The sequence below is a fragment of the Rhodococcus sp. (in: high G+C Gram-positive bacteria) genome, from assembly GCF_049286785.1.
GTDB lineage: Bacteria > Actinomycetota > Actinomycetes > Mycobacteriales > Mycobacteriaceae > Rhodococcus_F.
Genome location: NZ_JBAQEO010000864.1, coordinates 1 through 2,740, shown reverse-complemented (window position 1 = coordinate 2,740; position 2,740 = coordinate 1). Strand labels below are relative to the sequence as shown.

3 protein-coding genes and 1 pseudogene are annotated in these 2,740 nt (G+C 64.2%); 1 reads left to right on the top strand and 3 read right to left on the bottom strand.

The window, feature by feature from the left end:
* Positions 1-297 (top strand): annotated as a pseudogene (locus WAW17_RS30805) (dTDP-glucose 4,6-dehydratase); the annotation flags it as partial.
* 11 nt (positions 298-308) lie between these two features.
* Here the strand turns inward: WAW17_RS30805 and WAW17_RS30800 are convergent.
* The 3 genes from WAW17_RS30800 to WAW17_RS30790 form a co-directional block, all read right to left on the bottom strand.
* Positions 309-1,241, bottom strand: coding sequence for an NAD-dependent epimerase/dehydratase family protein (locus tag WAW17_RS30800; protein ID WP_422336628.1), 933 nt, complete (start codon positions 1,239-1,241; stop codon positions 309-311).
* Positions 1,238-2,236 (bottom strand): glycosyltransferase, encoded by a 999-nt coding sequence (locus WAW17_RS30795; RefSeq protein WP_422336627.1) that lies wholly within the window; start codon positions 2,234-2,236, stop codon positions 1,238-1,240. The genes WAW17_RS30800 and WAW17_RS30795 overlap by 4 nt, the downstream gene beginning before the upstream one ends.
* Positions 2,237-2,498: 262 nt before the next feature.
* A partial coding sequence (locus WAW17_RS30790; RefSeq protein ID WP_422336626.1) for a hypothetical protein occupies positions 2,499-2,740 on the bottom strand: 242 nt, incomplete at its 5' end.

Here is a 2,740-nt window from a genome sequence, read left to right as displayed (position 1 = left end):
ATCGGCGCCGACGGCGAGGAGAGCAATCGGACGGTTGTCGAGTCGATTCTCGAGTCGCTTGGCCGGCCCGCCGACGCCTTCGATTTCGTCACCGACCGGCCCGGCCACGACATGCGCTATGCCATCGACTCGTCCCGGTTGCGCGCAGAGCTGGGTTGGGCCCCCAAGTACGGCGACTTCCGTAGTGGACTCGCGGCCACCATTGCCTGGTACCGCGATAACGAGGCATGGTGGCGCCCGCAGAAGGACACCACCGAGCAGGCATACGCCGCCGCGGGGGAGAAGACGAAAGCTTGACGACGGGGACGTCAGCTGGATGCGATGTCTCGGCGAATGGCGTCGAGCGTCGATGCGATTCCGGCCGGCAACGTTCGATGGGTTCGCCGGTCGATGTCGTCCCACACGACCGAGCGCAGGCGGAGGTCACGCGCTTGCGTGCTCGCGAGGGCTGACGTGGCGAGCACAACGTTGGGCTTCTTACGGAAGACGGTCCGACAAGCACCCAGGATGGCGCCGATCGTGACACTGTGTCCCGATGCGTAGATCTTGGTCGCCACCCGGGACTCACGCAGATATGCACGATCGAGGGTGTCGGCCACCATCTCGGCGGCGTCCGAGATATATACGTAATCACGCAGAGTGTCCATCGGGACATAAATCGAGATAGGTGCCGAGACCAGGTATCCGCGGCACAGGTGCGAGATCAAGCCTTGCGGCTTGGCGAGGTTCTGGCCGGGGCCGTAGAGATTCGCGAAGCGGCCGACCACCACCCGGGCTCCGCTCCGCCCGGCGAAGTCGGTGACGATTTTCTCGGCGGCCAGCTTCGCCCGCCCGTAGTCGCCTAGCGGCGCCACCGAGCTCATTTCGTTGTGTGGTGGACCGGGCGATCCAGCGTAGACCCCGCCGGCGGAAGAGGCGTGAAAGACCGTGCCCGCGTTGCCGGCACCCGATCCGGCGTCCAACTCATCGAGAACCGCACGTAAAAGGGCGTTCTCCCCGTCGAACTCCTCCATGCTCGTCCCGTTGACACCCGCTCCGGCGCACCAGGCAACGCGCCAGGGCCCGCCCGCTGCAGACTGGATCAGACGCCTGGCATCGGTCAGCAGGACGGCGCGTGCCCCCAAAGGATCGTTCCAGGGGACACGGCTGGTGTACGGCTGTGTGCCCCGCCGTCGGAGCACTCCGGTGAGGGCTCCGCCGAGAAGTCCGCCACTACCGACGACCCATGTGGGGACTGTCATGGTTCTTTGTGGCTGTCCGCTCGTGCGGAAGGTTGGTCCGGACAGGCACGTCCGAGGGGGCCGTTCGCGGGATCGCTCACGATCAAATAGGGCGGCTTGCCCATCGCGGTCTTGACATTGACACCGACGTACTCGGCGATGACCCCGAGGGAGAACAGGATCGCGCCGAAACCGAAAAGCATGACGACCATGGTCGAGGCCCATCCGCGCACCTCCGCGCCGGCGTCGAAGAACAGATACGACGCCAGGACGTAGAGCACGACGGCAAGTCCGCAGATCGCGAAAAGGAACCCGATCAGGCTCACGATTCGCAGGCCTTTCGTGCCGCTCGACAGCACCATCCGCCAGAAGTGGGAGAGCAGGCTGCGCAGGTGATACCCGGATGGCCGCCCGCGCTCTTCGCGGAGTTCGACAGGACTTGTCGTTACCTCACCAGCTATCCAGCCGAGAGCCACATCGAGATATGCCTCGGAGCCGGCGTAGGCGGCGACGGACCGCCCCACTTCGCCGAGTACCAGGCGGAAGCTCTGGTAATCCACCGAACTCTCCGACGCCAGTAGCTTGCTGAGAAGCCATTTCGACGACTTGGATGCCGAGTTGCGCAGCACGCCGTGGGGCGCAGAATTTGTCGGCTTTGCGTAGACAAGGGAGGCCTGCTGATGCAGTGCGGTGTCGAGCAAGCCGCCGATGCAAGCCGGATTGTGCTGACCGTCCTCATCCATCGTGACGACCCATTCGCCGCCGCTCGACGCCATACCTGCGAGGGTGGCGGCGTGCTGGCCGAAATTGCGGCTGAGCCAGATAGGACGGATGAAATCGTGCTGCGCCGCCAGGTCACGAATGACCTCGGCGGACTTGTCGGGGCCGTGATCGAAGACGAGGAGAACCTCCTCGACCACCATCGGCCGGCCGCCAGGAGACATCTGTCGCACCGTCCAGGGCAAGATCTCCTCCACCAGGGAGCCCAGCGTTCGTTCACCCTGGTAAACGGGCACGACTATAGAAATTCGGTGCGGCTGCGCCGACGATTGCGTGCCCTCGGTCATCACAGGGCGCGAGTTTATACGTCGTCGCGGCTGTGAAAACGGCCCCCTGTATGAATCTGCAGACGGTGTCTTCCATCTCCGGTGGCATTGTGCCGCTGTTTTCTCGGGATCCGGCGCTTCCCCTCATCCTCGGATCTCGTACAGCAGGAACCACTTGCGGACAGTGGAGCACCACGCTGCACTCAGACGATTTGCGATTGTGAGTGGCCGCTCACGCTGACACGGTGACCACACCGGCTTCTGTCTGCGGCTGGGAGAAGTTTTGCCGCCGCCCTCGATTCCGATAATGCACGATGGCCGAAGCCACCAGCAACGCGAAACCGAAGGCCATACCGGCGAAGCCCAGTCGCCATCCCGGCGGACGGAAGGTGATCTCGAGGTCGGCGTCGGTGGTGCCCGGCGGGAGGTCGACATACAGGAACACGTCACCGAGACCTTTGGTCTGGATAGCCT